At 30.7% G+C, this 17,173-nt stretch carries 15 protein-coding genes; 2 read left to right on the top strand and 13 right to left on the bottom strand.

Going from position 1 to position 17,173, the window contains the following annotated elements:
• Positions 1-28: 28 nt before the first annotated feature.
• Together ACZ5RS_RS04400 and ACZ5RS_RS04395 are read right to left on the bottom strand one after the other, a co-directional pair.
• Complete coding sequence (locus ACZ5RS_RS04400; RefSeq protein WP_464637847.1) at positions 29-952, bottom strand: YitT family protein; 924 nt, start codon at positions 950-952, stop codon at positions 29-31.
• A gap of 11 nt (positions 953-963) precedes the next feature.
• Positions 964-1,719, bottom strand: coding sequence for a 6-phosphogluconolactonase (locus tag ACZ5RS_RS04395; protein WP_464637845.1), 756 nt, complete (start codon positions 1,717-1,719; stop codon positions 964-966).
• Between the two features lie 193 nt (positions 1,720-1,912).
• Here ACZ5RS_RS04395 and ACZ5RS_RS04390 point away from each other — a divergent pair, with 193 nt between their 5' ends.
• Positions 1,913-2,395 carry a flavin reductase family protein gene (locus tag ACZ5RS_RS04390; protein WP_464637843.1) on the top strand — a complete coding sequence of 161 codons (483 nt, stop codon included), beginning with the start codon at positions 1,913-1,915 and terminating at the stop codon, positions 2,393-2,395.
• Positions 2,396-2,503: 108 nt separating this feature from the next.
• Here ACZ5RS_RS04390 and ACZ5RS_RS04385 read toward each other — a convergent pair whose 3' ends face one another.
• Positions 2,504-3,718 carry a hypothetical protein gene (locus tag ACZ5RS_RS04385; RefSeq protein ID WP_464637841.1) on the bottom strand — a complete coding sequence of 405 codons (1,215 nt, stop codon included), beginning with the start codon at positions 3,716-3,718 and terminating at the stop codon, positions 2,504-2,506.
• Positions 3,719-4,044: 326 nt separating this feature from the next.
• A complete protein-coding gene (locus ACZ5RS_RS04380; protein ID WP_464637839.1) occupies positions 4,045-5,025 on the bottom strand; it encodes a GNAT family N-acetyltransferase in 981 nt (326 codons plus the stop codon).
• Between the two features lie 203 nt (positions 5,026-5,228).
• Between ACZ5RS_RS04380 and eno the strand changes: the two genes are divergently transcribed.
• The gene (gene eno / locus ACZ5RS_RS04375) at positions 5,229-6,524 is read left to right on the top strand and encodes a phosphopyruvate hydratase (RefSeq protein WP_464637837.1); all 1,296 of its coding nucleotides are present in this window, start codon (positions 5,229-5,231) and stop codon (positions 6,522-6,524) included.
• A gap of 81 nt (positions 6,525-6,605) precedes the next feature.
• On the opposite strand, the gene ACZ5RS_RS04370 is transcribed toward eno, so the two are convergent.
• The 9 genes from ACZ5RS_RS04370 to ACZ5RS_RS04330 all read right to left on the bottom strand — a co-directional run bounded on the left by ACZ5RS_RS04370 (position 6,606) and on the right by ACZ5RS_RS04330 (position 17,157).
• Positions 6,606-7,649, bottom strand: a complete 1,044-nt coding sequence (locus tag ACZ5RS_RS04370; RefSeq protein WP_464637835.1) for a calcium/sodium antiporter — start codon at positions 7,647-7,649, stop codon at positions 6,606-6,608.
• Between the two features lie 55 nt (positions 7,650-7,704).
• On the bottom strand, positions 7,705-8,328 hold the full coding sequence (locus ACZ5RS_RS04365; protein WP_464637833.1) for a regulatory protein RecX: 624 nt from the start codon (positions 8,326-8,328) through the stop codon (positions 7,705-7,707).
• An 18-nt stretch (positions 8,329-8,346) separates the two neighbouring features.
• A complete protein-coding gene (gene rpsI, locus ACZ5RS_RS04360; RefSeq protein ID WP_464637831.1) occupies positions 8,347-8,760 on the bottom strand; it encodes a 30S ribosomal protein S9 in 414 nt (137 codons plus the stop codon).
• Positions 8,761-8,771: 11 nt separating this feature from the next.
• Positions 8,772-9,200 carry a 50S ribosomal protein L13 gene (gene rplM, locus ACZ5RS_RS04355; RefSeq protein ID WP_464637829.1) on the bottom strand — a complete coding sequence of 143 codons (429 nt, stop codon included), beginning with the start codon at positions 9,198-9,200 and terminating at the stop codon, positions 8,772-8,774.
• Between the two features lie 516 nt (positions 9,201-9,716).
• The gene (locus ACZ5RS_RS04350; RefSeq protein WP_464637827.1) at positions 9,717-12,002 is read right to left on the bottom strand and encodes an ATP-dependent helicase; all 2,286 of its coding nucleotides are present in this window, start codon (positions 12,000-12,002) and stop codon (positions 9,717-9,719) included.
• On the bottom strand, positions 11,995-13,341 hold the full coding sequence (gene rimO / locus ACZ5RS_RS04345; protein ID WP_464637825.1) for a 30S ribosomal protein S12 methylthiotransferase RimO: 1,347 nt from the start codon (positions 13,339-13,341) through the stop codon (positions 11,995-11,997). The genes ACZ5RS_RS04350 and rimO overlap by 8 nt, the downstream gene beginning before the upstream one ends.
• A gap of 89 nt (positions 13,342-13,430) precedes the next feature.
• Positions 13,431-14,504, bottom strand: a complete 1,074-nt coding sequence (locus ACZ5RS_RS04340) for an ABC transporter ATP-binding protein (RefSeq protein ID WP_464637823.1) — start codon at positions 14,502-14,504, stop codon at positions 13,431-13,433.
• Complete coding sequence (locus ACZ5RS_RS04335; protein WP_464637821.1) at positions 14,501-15,544, bottom strand: ABC transporter ATP-binding protein; 1,044 nt, start codon at positions 15,542-15,544, stop codon at positions 14,501-14,503. The genes ACZ5RS_RS04340 and ACZ5RS_RS04335 overlap by 4 nt, the downstream gene beginning before the upstream one ends.
• 14 nt (positions 15,545-15,558) lie before the next feature.
• Positions 15,559-17,157 (bottom strand): ABC transporter permease, encoded by a 1,599-nt coding sequence (locus ACZ5RS_RS04330; RefSeq protein ID WP_464637819.1) that lies wholly within the window; start codon positions 17,155-17,157, stop codon positions 15,559-15,561.
• Positions 17,158-17,173: the final 16 nt, after the last annotated feature.

Below are 17,173 nucleotides of genomic sequence, written 5' to 3'. Positions count from 1 at the left end.
TTATGAATTTAATCCCTATGTTAATTTATTAACGTAGGGATTTTTTTACAGTTTTAGGTTTTGGTCGACTTCTATCCGAATCTAAGACTTTTGCCAAAGGAACAAAACCAAAACCTAATACTTGATAAGTTTCATGAACAAACATAAAAGCATTATCATCTTCTTCATGAACTATCTGGGTTAATTGATTTATTAATTGATTTGGTACTACAGCCATTAAGATTGTTCTATCTTGTTTAGTATATATGCCTGTACCGCCCAATAACGTGCCACCACGCTTAAGTTCATCAATAATCCTACGAGATATCGTTTCATACTTATCACTAACTATATAGGCTGTTTTTGCATACTTGTTTCCCATGCTCATTACAACATAGTTAATCATTTGCCCAGAGATATATAATGTACAGATTGCAAATAAAGCTCTTTCTAAGCCAAAAGCGATACCACCAATTAATACAATAACTCCGTCACAAATAAAAATACATGTACCTAAGTTTAATGGTGTTAATAGATTTAAAATTTGTCCAATAATATCAGTACCACCAGTGTTTGAACCAGCTCTCATTACTAAGCCAATACCACCACCAATTAAGACTCCACCAAATATAGCAGAAAGTAGGATATCCATTTTATCACTATAATCTAAAAATCCTTGGTAACTAGTTAATTGTCCAAACAAGGTAACAAATAGAGATAATAAGGACATGCCAATAAAACTCTTTAATCCATAACCTGCACCAAAGATTTTCATTCCGATTAAGAATAATGGGATTGAAATTATTAACATGGTTAAACCTGTATCTAAACCACAAAGATAATAAATAACAGTTGCTAAACCATTAACACCACCTGGGGCAATTTTTGCAGGAGTAATAAAACAAGCAATTCCAAACCCAGAAATCATTGTTCCAAAAATAATTTGGATATAATTACGAACTTTATTTTGCATGACTTTTTTTCTTAATGATATTTAGGCCTATTATCACCTAGAATTAATAAAGATGATGGCTTATCTAAAAATAGATTACAATTTAATTTTCTTCTTAAAACAGTACAAGGTTGTAAAGGAGATAATTGACCATATAAACAAGTTGCAACACCTCTTGCCTTTCTTTGATCAGGACAAGATACAATTATAGTTTTTGCACTTAACAACTTTTTAATTGATAGTGTGATTGCACGATTAGGCACATCATCCAATTTATTGAACCATTTTTCACCTACTAATTGCTTTCTACTTCTTAAATCTAAATCAACAGCAATATAGGCATCTTTAATTTCAAAATTAGCTGGAGGATCATTATATCCTAAGTGTCCATTTTCACCGATACAAGAAAAAGCAACATCAATATCTAAATCTTGAGCAATTTTATTTGCTTCTTCTACAGATTCCTCTGTTGTACCAAGGGGATAAAAGCATTTAACTTTAGTTTCACCAAGAAGATTTAAGAAACAAGTTTGTATGAAATAAGTATTACTTTTAGGTGAGCTTGATTTAATCCCAATAAATTCATCAAATTGTAAAACCTTTACTTTATTCCAAGGAATTTCATCATAACTAGCTAAATTTTTCAAAGTTTCAATTTGACTTGCACCAGATTCTAAAACAATTGTTGCTGAGCCTTTCTCTTCAATTGCTTCAAGAATCTTTGAAGCACCAAGCTTTGCTGCTTGAACTCCCAAATCTTTTTTATCTTCACTAATTGTTATACGCATTATTTTTCTCCTTGTGACTAATTTACTGTTTTGCGTAATCTCTAGCAATATTACTATAGCATAAATTCAATTTTTTTTTACTTTTGAACTTTAATTAAACTAAAAAAATATATAAAAGCTCAGCTATATTTGACTTATGTCGAAAAATCTGGATAATAGTAAGTAATAAAAAAATTTAATCGAGGTATATATTATGAAAAAAGAAGCAGCAAAAAAAAATAGCTTGGCTCCTAAACCAAACGTTCTAGTATCTTGCAAAGGAAAAGATGGTAGAGAAAATGCTCTAGCAGTTGCATATGCAGGAAACTGTAGTTATGATCCACCAATGTTAATGGTTGGAATTGTTCCAAGTAGATTTTCATATCACTTAATTAAAGAAAGTGGTGTTATGGTTGTTAATATTGTTCCAAAAAGCTATGCAAATGAATATAAGTACTTAGGAACTGTTAGTGGTAGAGATGAAGACAAACTAAAAGATATTAATACCGAACCTGCTGATTTAATAGACTGTCCAATGTTAAGTGATTGCCCAGTTAATGTAGAAGGAACAATTGTGGATTCTATTATGACAGGATCTCATGAAATGTTTATTGTAAAAGTTGAAAAGGTACATGCTAAAGAGGAATATTTAAATGAAAGTGGAAATATAGACTTTAGCAAAATCGATTTATTATAATTAATATATTTAAACTAAAATAAGCTACAAAAAGTAGCTTATTTTTTTACATAATAAAGGCTGTCCAAAAAGAACAGCCTTTTATTTTTAATATTAGTTAAACTTATATTAGAATTCCATTGTACATGAAGCTGTTACAGCACCTAAAGTACCGTTGAAGATATCGTCTCCGTCAGCCCATTCTAATGTTAATGTTGCACCGTCTACTAATGTTGTGCTTTCGATAGAAGCACTAGCAGCAATAGCAGCACCATCATAAGATACATCAGCAGCAGCTGTGTAAGCATCTACAGCATAAGTTGCACCAGCACCAACTGTCCATGCACCACCAACTAATACATAACCACCACTTACATAAGCGCTTAATTCGTCAGTTAAATCAACAGATACTTTTGCATCTAAATCTTGAACGTTAACTAAATCTAAGCCAGTAACTGTTAATGTAGCAGGTACATCAAATTCGTTTAAGTCAGCAACAACTTTAGCGTTTAATAGATTAGCAGTTGCAGCAGCAATAGCTGTATCACCAAAATCAAAATCACCATTAGTGTTTACTGTACCGAAATATGCATCAATTGTTAATGGAGCAACAGCAACGTTAGCAACTACATCAGCATTGTAACCTAAAGCATCTTTACCAGCATCTACAGCTACGCTAGCTGAAAGATCGTCTGAAGCATAAGCAACTTTTGCAGAAGCAGCAGCTTCTTTAGTTGCATCTAATAAGCCAGATACAGCAACTTGAGCTGTTAAACCTTCAGCAACTTCCATTTCAGGAGCTTCATAAGCAACATAAGCTTTTGTAGCAGATAAATCATCGAAATCACCTGTGTAACCAATAGATAATGAACCTAATTCATCTAAAGTTACAGCTACACCAGCTACTGTGTTACCATCAACACTGTAGTTATAAGCATCATCATCATCATCTAAAGCAATTGTGTCAGCAGCATAGTCTACAGGACCATTAGGACCTAAGATACTTACAGTCCAACCATCACCAACGATATTAGCTGAATCAAAAGCGATATTAATGTCATCTGCAGAAATTGCAGGAGATGTACCATCAGCTAATTCATCAATAGTTACAGGGATATTTAAAGATGCGTTAATTTCAGCATAAATATCACCTTCGCCAACCATTTCTGCTGTTGAAGCAGCAATGTCAATTGTTGCATCTAATTCAATTGTGTTTGCAAATCCAAATGAATTATCAGAAAAATCAATTAAGGTATTTGTTAAAGTTGCAGTTCCAGAAAAACCAGCAAAAACCATACCTGTTCCTAAAAGACCTGTTAATAATAAAGTAGAAACCTTCTTCATACTTCCTCCAAATAGTTTCGGGAGCACGTCAAAAAAACGCACGAAATCCCTTTATTTCCATATATATATTTTGGATTGTAACAAGGCTATTTCTATATGTCAAGAAAAAAAAACACCCTAGGCACAATCAAATACATATATCTTCATACGTTCGAAATAAATATTTTTCAGCATTTTTATGCACTTTTAGTACATTTTTTTATACCGACAGAATATTTATACCAGTTAGTCATATAATATAAAACATACAAGAAAAAGCAACTACTTTTCTTGTATTTTTATACTTTTTTTATACTTTCTATACTATTTTAGTCGCAAAATAACGGCTAAACATCCATTAATTCACTAGAATCTTCATCGAGATTCCAATTAACTATATCAATTATTGAATATCCAAAGTTACATAAAAACTTATTATTTTGATTAATTTCGTCAAATTCTTGTAATTTTTCAGATTTATAAAGTAGAACTTTTTCAAACTTTTCCCTCGCTGATTGTCTTATAAATTTGTCAATTAAGAAGTCTAAAACACCTAATCCCCGATAATTTATATCAACACCATATGAGGTTATTTCAACTAATTCATTATCAATTTTTTCCCACTCAATGTACCCTATAATCTCTTCTTCTAAATTATATGCAACAATATATTTTGGAGAGATTAAAAGCTTTTGTCTTCTTTGAACAATTAAGCTTTCATATTTATTTAGTTCAGATAAGACTTTTGTTTTTAACTCATCAATTTGTTTTTTATCATTTAATGAATATTCTGTAGAAAATCTAAAATCACTAACTAAAAGATCATTTGGCAATCCTTCGATTTCCTCTTCTAAATTAATTAGATTTACATATCCTTCACATTCTTTATACCAATTAGTAACTATAGCTTTCATATAATTAGATTTAAATTCTAACCATTGTCTTTCAATAATTGGGTTTTCTTTTAAGATTTGTTTAAATTTCCTAAAAACTCCTCTTCCATTATGAAAGACATGATTTAAAGTCTTTTTATATACAGGATTCTTTACATCCTTTATAAATTGTTCTCTTATTTTAAATCCTTCAATTGACCCCCAAGGAGGCAAAGCTAAAAACCTATCTTTATTCTTTAATATAGATAATGAAACCAATTTATCTGATTTTTTTGACTCTTTTACGACTACTGGATCTTTTATATCTGAAATTTCAACTACTTCTGCGTTTTCAAGATCCAAATATCCAATAGTATCCTGATTTTCCATAGAGAAAATAATATTTTTTAATAAATAAGAATTTAAAGGTGGTAACTTATAATTGTTTTTTTCCATTGATTATTACTCCTTGTTACATCATACTTTAGAAACAATAATTTGAGAAGATTAATTAATAATATTAAAAAAAAGATAAATTTTTATCCTAAGGGTCTTTTTTTCTTTTTCATATTTGTAGATAATATAAGTAAAGCTTGACAATAAGCTAAAAAATTAAGATATTTTAAACACGATATAAAAAAAATATCAGGAGTAAAATCATGAGTATTATTGAATCAATTGAAGCAAGGGAAATCCTTGATTCACGCGGCAACCCAACAGTAGAGGTTGATGTAATTTTAGAAAGTGGTTTCATGGGTCGTGCAGCAGTACCTTCCGGTGCTTCTACAGGTGTTCATGAAGCAGTTGAACTACGTGATGGCGACAAAAGCCGTTTCTTAGGTAAAGGTGTTTTAAAAGCTGTAGATAATGTTAACAACATTATTGCTCCAGAAATCGAAGGTATGGATGCTCTTAATCAAGTTGCTATCGACAAAGCTATGATTGCTCTTGATGGTACACCAAACAAAGGTAAATTAGGTGCTAACGCAATCTTAGGTGTTTCAATGGCAGTAGCTCGTGCAGCAGCTGATTACTTAGACAGACCTTTATTCGCTTACTTAGGCGCTTATCATGCATGTACATTACCTGTTCCAATGGCAAACATCTTAAACGGTGGTGCTCATAGTGACAACAAAGTTGACTTCCAAGAATTTATGGTAATGCCAATTGGTGCTGATTCAATCAGAAGTGCTGTAAGAATGACAGCTGAAGTATTCCACAACTTAAAGAACGTATTAAAGAGTCGTGGTTACAACACAAGTGTTGGTGATGAAGGTGGTTTCGCACCAGATTTAAAATCAAACGAAGAAGCTTTAGAAGTTATCATGGAAGCTATCAAGAAAGCTGGTTACACAGCTGGTCGTGATGGAGACTTCATGATTGCATTAGACCCTGCTTCATCTGAATTATATAACACAGAAGAAAAAGTTTATGAATTAAGATGGTCAACAGGCGAAAAACTAACAAGTGAACAAATGGTTGATATGTGGGAAGACTGGGCAAACCGTTATCCTATTATTTCAATTGAAGATGGTATGGCTGAAGATGACTGGGAAGGCTGGAAAATGCTAACAGACAGAATTGGTGATAGAGTTCAATTAGTTGGTGACGACTTATTTGTAACTAACACTGAAAGACTACAAACTGGTCTAGAAAAAGGTGTTGCAAACTCAATTCTTATCAAAGTTAACCAAATCGGTACTTTAACAGAAACTTTCGAAGCTATTGATTTAGCAAAACGTAACGGTTACACAGCTATTGTTTCTCACCGTTCAGGTGAAACAGAAGACAGCTTCATTGCTGACTTAGTAGTAGCTTTAGAAACTGGACAGATCAAAACTGGTTCAATGAGCCGTTCTGACAGATTAGCTAAATACAATCAATTAATGAGAACTGAAGACTACTTGGGCGATACAGCTAAATATGCTGGACGTAAAGCATTCCGCGTTCTTTAATTAATTAGTTTAGAAAAACAATCCTCCATTTGAGAGCTTTCTCATCATGGAGGATTTTTTATATATTGTTTTTGACTTTAATTAAATCGCCAAAGTATAGCTCAAGATAGTAACTAATAAATAAGCTGATAATAATACAACACCAACTACTCTATTTAGTTTTTCTTTAGAAAAAGCAATCGCTAATTTGCATACTAACAATACAAAAAGCATTGTTGGGAAAAGTAATTTGAAGAAGTTTACATCAACATTTAAGCCACCCTTAGTTACTGAAGCGGCTGCCCCTACTACAAATAATACATTTAAAATATCAGCACCTAAAACATTACCAATAGCTAAATCACCATAACCTTTTCTTGTTGCTGTTACTGCAGTAATCAATTCTGGTAAACTTGTTCCAAAAGCAACTAAAGTTGCTGCAATAATTGTTTCAGGAATGTGTAATCTTATAGCAGTCTCTTGAACAGTTGGAATTAAAACCTTTGAAGCTAATACTACCAAAGCAATACCAACAAATAATTTTACAAAAATCATAACTGTAGAAGATTGATCAACTTCAATATTCTCTTCATGTTCATCAATAGTTCCTCTTTTTGCTTGTCTGATTGTATTATAAATATATATTACTAAAATAACTAAAAACAACCAGCCTATAAATTGAGGTATATGACCACCTTTTGTAAAAGAGTTAAAACCATTTCCAAAAACGAATGCTACTAATACTAATAAAGCCCCAGCGGAAAATTGTAACCAACTTTGTCTATTTACTACTTCTTTTTTAAAAGGTAAAGGATTAATTAATGCTGCAACCCCCAAAATTAAACCAGTATCACAAATAATTGATCCGACAGCATTTCCTAATGCTAAATCAGGGAATCCTTGCAAAGCAGAAACAACAGAAACTGTAACTTCTGGAAGGGTTGTTCCTAAGCTTACAATTGTTGCACCAATTAACATTTTTGGCACACCCCAACGATAAGATAAGGAGACTGCTTCATCTACTAATAAATCAGCACCTTTTCCTAAAACTGCTAAAGATACAGCAATAATAGCAAATAAAATAAACATTCCTAAAGGACTTTTAGGAACCATATTAACTACACTTAAAATTAATTCATCAATCATAATAACCAAATAGTAATTTATTAATATAAAAAAGGCTACATTTTTTTAACTTTAATTAATTATTCTTTAATAGCTTATATTCATCTTCTAAAACACTATTAATAATTGAATTATTAAACCCTTTTTTTATTAACTTATATTTTACAACCTCTTTTTCATTATTTTTGCCAATTATATTGTTAAAAGCTTTGAAACAAGCTTCATATTCCATATCGTAATTAACAATTTTATCATATATAGAATTTGCTAAAGTTGAAGAAATTCCTTTGTTTTGTAATTTAGTAACTACCAAGAATTTCCCTTCCCCTTTACGATTTCTATTTATAATGAAAGTTTCACAAAATCGCTCTTCACTTAAATAATTTTTATTAACTACATAAAAAATTGTATTTTCAATTGCAAATGAAGAAAATTTCCTTTGAACTAATTTTGCTTTAATTTCCATTTTAGTATGTTCACGCCTAGCTAATAAATCTAAAGCTTTTTTCCTACAAAGAAAAATTTCATTAATTTTTTTTAATTCAATATATAAATCCTCATCAATCTCTTGCCCATCATCATAATAAGGTAATTCAAATTCAAGAATTAAGGATTTTGGTATAAAAAAAGGAGAGTTTCCTTTTGAAAGTACGTTAATACCTTCTGGAAAATCTCTCCTGTTAATTGTCGCAATAAACATATAAATAAAACAAATGTATTAACGTTTGCTGAATTGGAATTTGCGACGTGCACCTTTTTGACCGAATTTCTTTCTTTCGACCATACGTGCATCACGAGTCATATAACCCTTAGCATGTAATGCACTGCGGTAAGCTTCATCGTTGTCACATAGTGCACGAGCGATACCATGTAAACAAGCACCAGCTTGACCTGAAACACCACCACCTTTACAGTTAATTAAAATATCAAATTTATCAACTGTTTCAGTTGCTTCTAAAGGTTGTTTTAGAAGATTAACTAATAATGGATTTGCAAAATATTCATCTACAGATTTACCATTAACAGTAATTACTCCTTTTCCTTCTCTTAGATAAACACGTGCAACAGAAGTTTTTCTTCTACCTACACCTGCACCAAGGTTTATATTTGTTTTTGCATCTTTCTTAGCCATTTTACACTCCCTTATACTTCAACCGCAATTGGGTTTTGAGCCTTATGAGGATGTTCAGCACCTGCATAGACTTTCATGTTTCTGAAAAGACTGCGTCCTAAAGGTCCTTTTGGAAGCATACCTTTAACTGCGTGTTCCATTGGGAATTCAGGTTTTCTCTTTAACATATCTGCATAACTTGTTGCTCTAAATCCACCTGGGAAGTCAGAGTGTCTGTAATACATTTTATCAGTAAATTTCTTTCCAGACATTGTTGCTTTAGCAGCGTTAATAACAATTACATAATCACCCATATCTTGGTGAGGTACGTATTCAGGTTTATTCTTACCACGAAGAATACGAGCAACTTTAACAGCTACACGACCTAAATCTTTGCCTTCAGCATCAATTACGTACCATTTTTTTTCCATTGTTTGTGGCTTTACAAAAATAGTTTTCATGTTTTAATACCCTATTATTCAAGAGAATATATCTCTTTTTTATTTATTTATTGGTAATTCTACCAATTTTATTAAATGACATATCACAAGCCTTAAAAATTTAAATGGACAAAAATAAAATGTTTTAAGCTTTAATCCCTAAGGAAAGGTCGGGTATAAGGGATTAGAAAGTCCTACCTTTCTACTTAATATTCTACTTTTTCATACTTAAATCACAATCTAAAAATTTGATATCCAATAAATTATTAGTTTAATATAGCTGAGAACTAAAATATATAACAATTCATTAATAACAAATCTTTTAACAAGACAAACATTATTCACCCTATTTATCTTGCTGCTTGATATATCAATGTCAAAAAACTTCAATTCATCTCGTATAGAAAACTTCTACACGCAACTTTTAAATATTTAGCACAATCTAAGGCTTTTTGTCTAGTATTTAATCGCTTTTTTTGCGCTATTTATTTCTTATATATACATTTATTTAAATAATATCATTATATAAAGGAAAAATTATAATTCATCAAATATTTTTTCTAATTTTGCATACTTACTTATATATTTGGCTTCTTTCCCATTATCATATTTCACGCTTATAATTTCTCTATTATTTTTATTTGTACAGCTAATAACCCAGCCTTTTCCTTTTTCTTCATTAAAAACTCTATCCCCCACTTCAAATAAAGATTTTTCACTTTCTTGAGGCTGAGTTTCTTTTTCAAATTTGAATTTTTTTGGGCTAGAAGAAAATCCTTGATGTATTAAATTTGAAACATCAGGAGTTGAAGATTCCCAACTACTTGATCTACTCTTGTTTATTTTTCTTTTATATGAAAGTGCACTATCACCAAAAATGTCTAACTCTGTATCAAATTTATGTGGTTTTTTACCAACAACATTAACAAGATTTTCATCAATTTCATCTAAGAATCTAGAAGGAGTTCTATTAAAATCAACTCGACCCCAAATTCTTCTTGAACTTGCACTAAAAAAACTTAATCTATTTTTTGCTCTAGTTGAAGAAACATAAAAAAGCCTTCTCTCTTCTTCTACATTAGGATCTTCATCAATGCTCATACTACTTGGAAAAAGACCTTCTTCCATCCCTACAACATAAACATCATCAAATTCAAGACCTTTAGTATTATGCATAGTAATTAGAACAACACCTTGTTCTTCTTCCTCATTTTGATTATTTCCTAATTTAGTTCTATCAAGACAAACTTCTTCTAAAAAGTCTTTTAATCCATCTAGATTTTGTTTATAAGATTCCAAAGCATTTATTAAACTTTCTAAGTTATCAACTTTAAATGTATGATTTGAAATGTCTTGCTTTTTATAATAATCAATTAAACCAACATTAGCTAAAAGTTTTTGAACACCTAAAGATAACTCACCATTTTCAATCATAGTATATGCAGTTTTCATATGATCAATAAATTCTTTAGCACTATTACAGCATTTAACCGATAGTAGCTTTTTAGAACAAGCTAAATTGATTGCATCAAAAACATCTCCATCAGTTTCTCCTAATAAAGTTTCAATTTTTTCTACACTAGTTCTTCCAATACCTCTAGAAGGCTTATTAATCATTCTTTTAAAGTTAACAATATCTTTTGTATTTAAAAACAGTTGCATCAAAGCTAAAGCATCTTTAACTTCTTCTCTATCATAGAATTTTAATGCACCTATAATTTTATATGGTATAGCATATCTATTTAATAAAGTTTCAAAAGTTTGGGATTGAGCATTTGTTCTATATAATATTGCACTATTTTTATAATTTTTAGCTCTTTTTATTAAATTAATAACCGTAATAGCTTCTTCATTTTCATCACTAACATAATAAATCGTAGGTTTTTCCCCAACAAAATTGTTTGTAAATAATTTTTTGTTATGCCTTGCCTTATTATGTTTTATAACACTAGAAGCAACATCTAATATGGAAACAGTAGATCTATAATTTTCATTTAAGGTAATAGTTTTTGAATTTGGGAATATTTGAGGAAAAGATAAAATATTCTTAACTTCAGCCCCTCTAAATCTATAAATACTCTGATCATCATCCCCAACGACACAGATAAAAGTATCATCCCCAACTAAGGAATTTAATAAATTAAACTGTGCAATATTTGAGTCTTGATATTCGTCAACTAAAATTACTTTAAATCTTCTTCTAACAAAGTTTAGTACATCAGTATTAGTATTAAGCAATCTATTTGGAATTGAAATTAAATCTGCAAAATCTACATTTCCAACTTTTCTTAGTGCTTTTTCATATTCTACGAAAGCTCTCTTAAAGAAGGGATCACTAGAAACTAAATCTAAATTATCTTGATCTGTTAATCCCATATCCTTAGCTCTACTAATTTTTTTCATAATTCCAGATAATTCATTTTTTTGCATATTTGGAAAAATACTTTTTAATAATGATAGAGAATCGTTATCATCATATATAGTAAAGGAAGGAGCTAAATTAGCTTCAGATGTAAAACGACGCAATAACCAGACACCAAAAGAGTGAAAGGTTCGAATATTAAAATCATTCGGATTATAAAATGGTAACATTTCTATTACCCTATCTTTCATTTCTTTTGCTGCTTTATTTGTAAATGTTACTGCTAAGATATTCCATGGATTTATATTCAATTCTTGAATGCAATAAGCAATTTTTGTAGTAATAACACGTGTTTTACCACTGCCTGCTCCTGCTAATACAAGTAATGGATGAGAATTTTCTAATACAGCATCTCGTTGATCTTTATTTAGTTTTTCTATCCATGCTTGTAAATTATCCATCAATATCTCCTACTATTATTGCATCTAAGTCTACACCATTTACTTTTCTTATCCCAACTTTGACAACTGAACCTGGAACTAAATCTCTTGCCATAATTACAGTTGCACCATCGACTTCTGGTGCTTGAGAATAGATTCTACCAATTGCTAAATCTTCACCTTCAATCTTTTCTTCAATTAAAGCTTCATAAACATTATCAACAAATCTATTTAATCTCTTTGCCGTTATTTCTTCTTGAATTGCTTCTAATTTTTTTTGATCTTTTTTAGCTCTTTTTATGACTTTTTCATGTTCTTCTTCACTAACCATATCAAAAGCCCTAGTATCTTCTTCTCTACTATATATAAAAGAACCCATCCAATCAAATTCACATTTCTTAGTAAAATCTAAAAGTTCTTCAACATCTTGCTCTGTTTCACCAGGGAACCCCAGCATAAGAGTTGTTCTAATAACAGCATCAGGTAAAGCTTCCCTTATTTGTTTAACTAAATTATAATAACTTTCGCTTGTACCAACCCGGCCCATTTTTCTTAAAATATGGGTTGCTGCATGTTGGAAGGGGATATCAAAATATGGAAGAACTTTATCATGTGTTTTGATAAAATCTAATAATTCAAGGGGAAAAGCATCTGGATGTATATATAATAATCTTAGTTTATAATCACCTTCAATTTGACAAATTTCATCTAATAAAGGTAAAAGTTGAGATTTATTAGTAATATCCGTACCAAAAGCTGCTAAATCTTGAGCTATTATATTTATTTCTTTAATTCCAGAACTTATAAGTTCTCTAGCTTCAGCTAATATTTGATCTTTATTTCTAGATCTCAATGGCCCTCGAATTACAGGAATTGCACAAAATGCACATCGATGATTACAGCCTTCACTTAATTTTAAATATGCTGAACCTGGAAAATTCAACAAAGTGCTTCTAGAATAATAATCATCTGAAGGATCATTAGGATATTCTGGAGAAGAAATTAATTGTTCTTCATCCTCTAATAATTCATCAACAAATTCATCAACTTGCTTAAGATCTCTATTACCAAATATACCATCTGCTTCAGGTAATTCCAAAATATCACTATATCGTTGAGCTAAACAACCTCCCAAAATGATTTTTGCTTTTGGAGCGGCTTCTCTTAAATTAAACAAAGTCTCTATTGCTTCTTCTTTAGCACTTTGAATAAAACCACAAGTATTAATAAAAACGAGATCACATTTACTTGGATCTAATTCTCTTTCAAAACCTTTTTCAATTAAAATATTGATTATTACTTCAGAATCTACTTGGTTTTTAGCGCAACCTAAGCTTTCTATATAAAATTTTTTACTCATATGATTTTCCTAAAAATATTGCCAATGGCTCCTCCTATTATAGGTTGTCATTGGCAATGTTAGTCAATAAGTAGTATATTACTTTTTTTCTATTCTACTTTATTTTTTGCAGCATCAGCTTTTGCTTCTTCCTCGGTTATTTTTGAATAATCTTTATCATCATATAACCAACATGCTACTTTATGTTCATTTCCTAAATCAAATGTTGGTGGAATATGACAAGTACACCAAGGCATTCTTTTTGGACAACGAGCTTGGAAATAACAACCTTCTTGTTGTTTATCAGGAGAAGGTACATCTCCAGTTAAAATAATTCTTTGTCTCTTTCTTTCAATTTCAGGATCTGGAATTGGAGCTGCAGATAATAAAGCTTGAGTATATGGATGAGCAGGATTATCATACAAATCTGCAGAGTTAGCAACTTCAACAAGTTTACCTAAATACATAACAGCAACTCTTGTAGAAATATGTTGAATTACAGCCAAATCGTGAGCAATAAAGATATAAGTTAAATTTAATTCTTTTTGTAAATCATTCAATAAGTTCAAAATTTGAGCTTGAATTGATACATCTAATGCAGAAACAGGTTCATCAGCCAAAATAATTCTTGGATTCAAAGCTAAAGCTCTTGCAATACCAATTCTTTGTCTTTGTCCACCTGAGAATTCATGTGGATATCTATTTTTGAAAGCCTTATTTAAACCTACTCTTTCCATTAATTGTTCAACTCTTTCTTCAATTTCAAGATTAGTCAATTTTTTTTCTAACAAACCTCTTTTATTAAATATAATTAATGGTTCACTAATAATAGATCTAACTGTCATTCTTGGATCTAAAGATGCATATGGATCTTGGAAAATCATTTGAATATTTCGTCTTGCTAATGCCAAATCTCTTTCAGAGGCTTTACACAAGTCAACACCATCAAATAATACTTCACCAGCAGTTGGTCTATATAATTGAGAGATAGATCTAACTGTTGTAGATTTACCACAACCAGATTCACCTACAATACCTAAAGTTTCACCTTCTCTAACTTCAAAAGAAATTCCGTCAACAGCCCTAATTGATCCAACAGTTTTATTTAATAAACCACCAGATTTAATAGGAAAATGTTGTTTAAGATTTTTTACTTCTAAAAGGACTTTATTTTCTTTGCTCATTTATCATCATTCTCCTTTGCTGCATCAGCTAGTGCTTTTGCTTTTTCCTCTTCACTTGCATATAACCAACAATTAACATTATGGTGTTCACCTACTGTATAAGTTGGAGGTAATGCACAACGACATACATCCATTGCTTTATGACAACGAGGATGGAAAGGACAACAAGGAGGCAAATCAATAACGTTAGGTGGTTGTCCCTCAATTGAGAAAAGTTTATTTTGTTTATTCTTAGTATCCATTCTTGGAACACTTTGAATTAAACCACTTGTATATGGGTGAGATGGATTACTATATAATTCATCAGTATATGCTTCTTCAACAACTTTACCAGCATACATAACACAAACTTTATCACACATACCAGCTACAACACCTAAATCATGAGTAATTAAAATTACAGCAGTACCAAAATCTTTACTAATCTCTTGTATTAATTCAAGAATTTGAGCTTGAATTGTAACATCAAGTGCAGTTGTAGGTTCATCAGCAATTAATACTTGAGCATTACAAGATAATGCCATAGCAATCATAACTCTTTGTCTCATACCACCAGAAAATTGGTGAGGATAAGAATCTATTCTCTTTTCAGCAGCAGGAATTCCAACTTTTTTTAACATTTCAATTGATCTTGCTCTTGCTTCATCTTTTGAAACATTTTTCTCATGCAATTGTATAGTTTCAATCATTTGAGTTGAAATTCTTAAAAATGGATTTAAGCTAGTCATTGGATCTTGGAAAATCATTGATATTTTGTTACCACGAATTTTTCTTAATTCTGATTCAGGTAAATCTAAAATATCTTGACCTTCGAATAAAACTTCACCACCTACGATTTTTCCAGGAGGAGAAGGAATTAATCTCATGATTGATAAGTTTGTTACACTTTTACCACATCCAGATTCACCTACGATACCAACAGTTTCACCTTTACCAACAGAGAAAGAAACTCCGTTTACGGCTTTAACAATACCAGCATCAGTTTTAAAATGAGTTTTTAACCCTTTAACTTCCAAAATTGGTTGTTTATTATCTTTCATATTCTATTAATCTCCTAAAGCTGGTTCTTACTTTGTGGGTCGAACGCATCGCGAAGACCATCACCAAAGAAGTTCATTGCAAATAAGAATAATGTCATTGCAATTGATGGGAAAATAAGTCTCCATGGATAAATTGTCATACTTGAAACACCATTACTAATCAAAGACCCCCAAGAAGCCATTGGAGCTTGAACACCAAGACCTAAGAAGGATAAGAAAGATTCTTGCATAATAAAGGATGGAATTCTAAGTGTTGAATAAACAATAATTATGGATAATGAATTTGGAATCATATGCTTAAATATAATTCTCCAAGTTTTAGCTCCCATTGATCTAGCAGCTTCAACATATTCACTATTTTTAAGACTCATTATTTGACCTCTAACCATACGAGCAATAGTTAGCCAAGATACAATACCGAGAGCTATAAATAAGTTTAAGATTGACCGTCCGAATATTGCCATACAAATAATAACAATTAACATATAAGGTAGCCCATACATAACATCAACTATTCTCATAATAATATAGTCTGTTTTACCACCTAAATATCCAGCTAAGGCACCTAGTACAATACCAATGAATACACTGAATAAAGTACCAACAATACCAATCATAATAGAAATTTGACCACCATAAATAATTCTACTTAATAAGTCACGTCCACTATAATCTGTACCTAATAAATAATGTCTTTCATTAACTTTAGAAGATTCAATTGAAACATTTAATCCTGAAACAGTCATTTCAGTTTTATAAGGGAATTCTAAATCACCATTTTCGTTTTCTTTTTCTAGGCTTTTAGTAATTTCTCTTAAAAGTTGAGCATCAATTTTACCATATAAGTTATCTGCTAATTTAGATTCATATTCTTTCTGACCTAGTTTTTCAATTTCTTTCTGTATTAAACTAGATTTTTCATCATCAGATAAAGCTTTTTTCATTTCAGCATCCATTTCAATTGTATTAAATACATAAGCTTCCATTTCACTATTAGCTTGATCTAAAATCAACTGAACATTATCAATATTTAGCATATCTGCATAAACTTGAGCTAAACTTGTACTGTTAGCTTTTGATAAATCTTCACCATTTAATTCAATTTTATCAATAGATACAAATAATTGGTTATCAATCTTATCTTGTAATTTATCTAAAGTTTTTTGATCATTAGCACTCCAAGTAAAAGTACCTGCTGCTAATTGTTTTTCCCCTTCACTATAACAAAGATTCCAAACACTATTTGTTTTACTATCATCAATCCATTCTCTGATAGTATTAGATTGATCTTCAGTTAAAATTAATGAACCATCTTTCCATGCTTTAAAATATAAGTCTTTCTTCTTATTTAATAACATCAACTCCCCAGCTGTTTTATCCAAGGAAGGTTGTAGATTTTGATGGTCTAAAATAATTTCATCATAAGGATGTAAAGGCAATATTGGTGCGAAAGCAGATAAAAGTGCATATATAATAACAATTACCATACCAATAAGAGCCATTTTATTTTTTCTTAATCGTTTCCAAGCATCTTTTGTTAAACTATTACCAACTACAACTTGATCAAATTCATTAGTAGCTGCATTCTCTGTTTTTTTATTTTTTTCTTTCATGTTCTAATCAATTCCT

This window comes from Pleomorphochaeta caudata (assembly GCF_055395745.1).
The sequence above is the reverse complement of the archived record's forward strand: the minus strand, read 5'-3'. Positions and strand labels throughout refer to the sequence as shown.

Excerpts from the sequence above, each read along its gene's own strand:
- ACZ5RS_RS04395 (WP_464637845.1), bottom strand. The coding sequence starts at position 1,719 with ATGCGTATAACAATTAGTGAAGATAAAAAAGATTTGGGAGTTCAAGCA.
- ACZ5RS_RS04330 (WP_464637819.1), bottom strand. The coding sequence starts at position 17,157 with ATGAAAGAAAAAAATAAAAAAACAGAGAATGCAGCTACTAATGAATTT.
- ACZ5RS_RS04335 (WP_464637821.1), bottom strand. The coding sequence starts at position 15,544 with ATGAAAGATAATAAACAACCAATTTTGGAAGTTAAAGGGTTAAAAACT.
- ACZ5RS_RS04385 (WP_464637841.1), bottom strand. The coding sequence starts at position 3,718 with ATGAAGAAGGTTTCTACTTTATTATTAACAGGTCTTTTAGGAACAGGT.
- ACZ5RS_RS04340 (WP_464637823.1), bottom strand. The coding sequence starts at position 14,504 with ATGAGCAAAGAAAATAAAGTCCTTTTAGAAGTAAAAAATCTTAAACAA.
- ACZ5RS_RS04400 (WP_464637847.1), bottom strand. The coding sequence starts at position 952 with ATGCAAAATAAAGTTCGTAATTATATCCAAATTATTTTTGGAACAATG.
- ACZ5RS_RS04380 (WP_464637839.1), bottom strand. The coding sequence starts at position 5,025 with ATGGAAAAAAACAATTATAAGTTACCACCTTTAAATTCTTATTTATTA.
- rpsI (WP_464637831.1), bottom strand. The coding sequence starts at position 8,760 with ATGGCTAAGAAAGATGCAAAAACAAATATAAACCTTGGTGCAGGTGTA.
- ACZ5RS_RS04350 (WP_464637827.1), bottom strand. The coding sequence starts at position 12,002 with ATGGATAATTTACAAGCATGGATAGAAAAACTAAATAAAGATCAACGA.
- rplM (WP_464637829.1), bottom strand. The coding sequence starts at position 9,200 with ATGAAAACTATTTTTGTAAAGCCACAAACAATGGAAAAAAAATGGTAC.
- ACZ5RS_RS04370 (WP_464637835.1), bottom strand. The coding sequence starts at position 7,649 with ATGATTGATGAATTAATTTTAAGTGTAGTTAATATGGTTCCTAAAAGT.
- ACZ5RS_RS04365 (WP_464637833.1), bottom strand. The coding sequence starts at position 8,328 with ATGTTTATTGCGACAATTAACAGGAGAGATTTTCCAGAAGGTATTAAC.
- ACZ5RS_RS04390 (WP_464637843.1), top strand. The coding sequence starts at position 1,913 with ATGAAAAAAGAAGCAGCAAAAAAAAATAGCTTGGCTCCTAAACCAAAC.
- rimO (WP_464637825.1), bottom strand. The coding sequence starts at position 13,341 with ATGAGTAAAAAATTTTATATAGAAAGCTTAGGTTGCGCTAAAAACCAA.
- eno (WP_464637837.1), top strand. The coding sequence starts at position 5,229 with ATGAGTATTATTGAATCAATTGAAGCAAGGGAAATCCTTGATTCACGC.